The sequence below is a fragment of the Corynebacterium phoceense genome (genome assembly GCF_900092335.1).
Taxonomy (GTDB): domain Bacteria; phylum Actinomycetota; class Actinomycetes; order Mycobacteriales; family Mycobacteriaceae; genus Corynebacterium; species Corynebacterium phoceense.
Map to the genome: position 1 here is coordinate 1,248,025 of NZ_LT596208.1, position 4,318 is coordinate 1,252,342.

Consider the following 4,318-nt stretch of genomic DNA (forward strand, 5'->3'; position numbering starts at 1 on the left):
CGCACGGCACCGGTGGCGGCGCCTGCAGCAGCACCCGCCGCAGCACCAGCGACGGTGTTGGCAGCGGTCGTGGCAGTGCGCTTGAGCGAACCGGAATCCTGCTTGCGCGACGAGACAATGTCAGCGACCGACGCCGAGCGCTTGATGGAGCGCGTCGGGGCTTCCGGCTCAGGCTCGGGCTCCTGGGCGGCAAAGGACATCGTGGCCGGCTCGGTAACGGCCGGGAACTCGTCCGTGTCGCCGACGCGCTGGTTCGTGGCCGGGCGGGGGATCTGCTGGGAGCGGCGGCGGGGGCTGCGCGGAACGTCCTCCGTATCCATTGGATGACGGCCAAGCTCCTCCACCGGGTAGTTCTCCATCGGGCTGCGCACGGCGCGGGGACGACGCTCCTCGCTCGGGCGGGAACGCCCCTCGGCGATGGCATCGATATCAGAGTCGGCGCGGCCATAAAGGTCCTCACCCTCGTCGTAGTCTTCGGTACCGCGCTCGGGCAGCCAAGACTTCACGACGGAGACGACCCAATCCCACGCCTGTCGCATGGTGATGCCAGTGACGGTGAGCGCACCGTAGATGATGACCAGGATGAGCAGCGGGATGGCGACGTAGCTGGAGAAACCGGCAGCGAGCAGACCGCCGGTCCAGGCACCCACGGCACCGCCAGCGAATTCGCGGTCCACCCACTCGGTGGGGTTGCCCGCGAAGAGATGGATGAGCCCGAGCATGGACACGATGATGATGGCGGTTCCGCCAATGACGCGGGCGCTCATGACGCCCTCGGGTCCATGGAGGTCGAGCATGAGCACGAGGGCTAGCGCGATGAGAGCGACGGGCAGCACGACGGCACCCGCACCGATGGCCAGGTGTGCTGCGGTCGCGATAGCTGCGCCGATGGGGCCCGCGATATCAAGCCACACGGACGCGCCGAGGACCGCAGCCAGACCGATGAGGACTAAGCCCCAGGCGTCCGGGTTCTCCACGTGCACGCCGCGCGGGGCGTGGCGGCTGGCAAGGTTGTCGAGCTCCGCGTCGACGGCAGCCTGCGTGTCGTCCTGCTTCTTCCCTGCCTTGGATGTAGCTCCGGACCGGGACGTGCGACCAGAAATGGTGTCTGACTCCTCTGCTTCAAAGTTGTCGTCGAACTCGTCGACCTCGTCATAATCGTCATAGCTGTCACCACGCCGCGCGGCGCTGGCTATGCCACTGCCCAGCCCACGGGTAAGTGAACCCACACCGCGGGCCGTATAACCAAACGCCGCGCCGAGACCGTGGCCTACCGCACGGAAAGCGCTACCGGTCCGCTCGTCGGCGGACACGGCAGCGCGGTGCGAGGAGGTGACGGACAGCGTTTCGGGCGCGCCGGAACGCGCCCGGCCTGCAGGACGCGAGCGCGACGCTGAGGCCCCGGCTGTTTGGTTACGGCGCGCGGAACGATGGGTGCTCGACGCACCCTTCTTGCCCCGCGCGCCTCGCGAAGCAGCATTTTTGACAGACATAGTCGCCACTTTAGCGACTACAACCCCAATAATCACACGCGCCACACGGGCGACAGGATGTTTTCTCTATATATGGCGCTCTTTTCCGCGGCACACGTGATTGTCAAGCGATTGGGCTTGACTTAGAGGCTGGCGCGGTGGATGGCAGACGCATCACCCTCGATGGTGACCTCCGCGGCGTCGCGGCCGTAGGTCCACAGGATGAGCTCGCCCACCGTGCCAGACACACGAACGACGGCGCCGCCGTTGGCCGCCACGCCGTGCTTATCCGCGACGAGGATGCGCGGGTAGCCCGCCGCGAAAAGCGCGACCGGCTGCGCAGACTTGGAGAGCATACGCTTGGCGAGCATGCCCAGAGTCGAATACATCTCGTCGCTGACCGCGTCCGAGAAATCCCGCGGCGTAGTCTGCCCATTGGCGCGGCGCACATCTTCCAAGTGAATGTAGTGCTCCGCGAAATTCACCTTCGAGTCGGCGTAACGCAAAGGATTGTACTTTGAGGCTCCCCTCCCCCACGCGTCCACAAGCTCATCGAAGTCGCGCCCCTTGGCCTGCGCCATGGCGTTGTCGAGGCGACCAGCGAGTGCCGGCACGAACATGCCTGCGGCGGCATCGGGGCGGTTCTCGCGCACCCACAGGTGTGCGGCGAGATCGCGCGTGGTCCATCCTTCGCACAGCGTGGGGGCATCCGGACCAAGTTCATGGAAGAGCGCCACCAAGCGGGCGCGTTCAGCAGACGAAAAAGACATGAGCCCCAGCATAGTCGCGCACTACCCACGCGAACGCGCCTCACGCACACTCACCGAATCTGTACAGGAATTCGGCGTAACTTCACAGTTCTGTGAAAACGCCGAGCGCCCCAGCCGGGCTGCGGCTGGGGCGCTGTGCGCGGTGTCGCTTAGAGCGATTCGAGGGACGCGTGGACCTCGTCATCATCGGCGACGACGTTGCCCGACGCGGTCGGGACGATGGTCGGCAGGATGACCGGCTCGCGCTTGTACTTGGACTCCATGAGCTTGGAGACCTTGCGACGCAGCTTCTGGACCATGCGGTAGGTGTCGTTTTCGCCTTCCGCGGCCAGATCGTTCATGGTGTTCTCCACGAGCTTGGCAACCTCCGGCACGAGGGCACGGTCGTCGTCGGAGAAGCCCGTCGTCGCGACGGTCGGGTGCTCCATGAGGCGCATCGTACGATTGTCGATGACGCAGGTGATGGAGACAACGCCGCCGGCACCGAGGTTGGTGCGGTCAGCCAGGGTGTCAGCGTCGACTTCGCCCATGGACACGCCGTCCACGTAGAGGTTACCGACCGGAATCTGGCCGACGACCTGCGCGCGGCCGTGGCGTAGCTCGACCACAACGCCGTTCTGTACGAGAACCACGCGATCCTCCGGAACGCCGGTGGAGATAGCCAGCTGCTTGTTCGCACGCAGGTGGCGCCACTCGCCGTGGACCGGCATAGCGTTCTTCGGGCGTGCCGCGTTGTACAGGAAGAGCAGCTCGCCACCGTAGCCGTGACCCGAAGCGTGGACCTTGGCTTCCTTGTTGGTGATGACCTCAGCGCCGATCTGCGAGAGCATGTTCATGACACCGTAGACGGCTTCCTCGTTGCCCGGGATGAGCGAGGAGGAGAAGATGATCATGTCACCTGCGCGGACGGTGATCTGGCGGTGTTCACGGCGGGCCATGCGCGACAGCGCCGCCATCGGCTCGCCCTGCGTACCTGTCGTGATGAGCAGGACCTTGTGCGGGGCCATCTTTGCGGCCTCATCAATCGGGATGATGGTGCCGCGCGGAACCTTGAGGAAGCCGAGCTTCTCCGCGATTTCCATGTTGCGCATCATCGAGCGACCGTTGAAGGCGACCTTGCGGCCGGCGTAGACGGCGGCATCGATAGCAGCCTGCACGCGGTAGACGTTCGAAGCGAAGGACGCGATGATAACGCGCTGCTTCGCGCCCGAGACCAGGCGACGGAAGGTCGCCGGGATGTCGCCCTCAGAGGCCGAAACGCCCGGGATGTTCGCGTTCGTCGAGTCACAGAGCATGAGGTCCACGCCCTCGTCGCCGTAGCGGGACAGCGCCGGCAGGTCGGTGGGACGGCCGTCGAGCGGCGTCTGGTCCATCTTGATGTCACCCGTGTGGATGATGTTGCCAGCCGGGGTGCCAAGCATGATGCCCAGCGCGTCCGGGATGGAGTGGTTGACGGCCCAGAAGCGCAGGCGGAACGGGCCGTAGTTGAGATCCGACTTCTCGTTGACCTCAACGAACTTCGGCTTCTGGCGGTGCTCCTTGCACTTCGCGGCGATGAGCGCGATGGTAAAGCGCGAAGCGATGATCGGCAGATCTGGGCGCAGCTTGAGCAGCCACGGGATCGCACCAATGTGGTCCTCGTGCGCGTGGGTCACGACCAGAGCCTTGACCTTCTTGAGCTTCTTCTCAATCGGGCCGAAGTCCGGCAGGATGAGGTCGACGCCCGGCTCGCCCGAGGACGGGAAGAGGACGCCCGAGTCGATGATGAGGATGTCATCGCCGTACTCGAAGACCGTCATGTTGCGGCCGATTTCGGAAATGCCGCCCAGCGCGTAGAGACGCAGTGCGTCCTTCGGCTGCTTCGGCGGTTCCGGCAGGCGCTGGGTCAGGTCGGCGCCCTGCATCGACTTCGGCACGTTGCGGCGACCGCGGCCATTATTCTTGCCGCCATTGTTGCCGCCGCGACCACGGCCACGGCCACGGTTGTTGCCGCCGTGGTTTTGGTCGCCACCGTTGTCATTGCCGTTATTGTTGTTATTGCCGTTGTTGCCACGGTTGTTTCCGCCGCGGCCACGG

3 protein-coding genes are annotated in these 4,318 nt (G+C 65.2%); all 3 read right to left on the bottom strand.

Going from position 1 to position 4,318, the window contains the following annotated elements:
• A partial coding sequence (locus BN9444_RS14820) for a Yip1 family protein (RefSeq protein WP_233423578.1) occupies positions 1–1,493 on the bottom strand: 1,493 nt, incomplete at its 3' end.
• 122 nt (positions 1,494–1,615) lie between these two features.
• Complete coding sequence (locus BN9444_RS10115; protein WP_066486646.1) at positions 1,616–2,254, bottom strand: TIGR03085 family metal-binding protein; 639 nt, start codon at positions 2,252–2,254, stop codon at positions 1,616–1,618.
• A 137-nt stretch (positions 2,255–2,391) separates the two neighbouring features.
• Positions 2,392–4,146 (bottom strand): ribonuclease J, encoded by a 1,755-nt coding sequence (locus tag BN9444_RS10120; protein WP_068801844.1) that lies wholly within the window; start codon positions 4,144–4,146, stop codon positions 2,392–2,394.
• Positions 4,147–4,318 lie beyond the last annotated feature (172 nt).

Excerpts from the sequence above, each read along its gene's own strand:
- BN9444_RS10115 (WP_066486646.1), bottom strand. The coding sequence starts at position 2,254 with ATGCTGGGGCTCATGTCTTTTTCGTCTGCTGAACGCGCCCGCTTGGTG.
- BN9444_RS10120 (WP_068801844.1), bottom strand. The coding sequence starts at position 4,146 with ATGCAGGGCGCCGACCTGACCCAGCGCCTGCCGGAACCGCCGAAGCAG.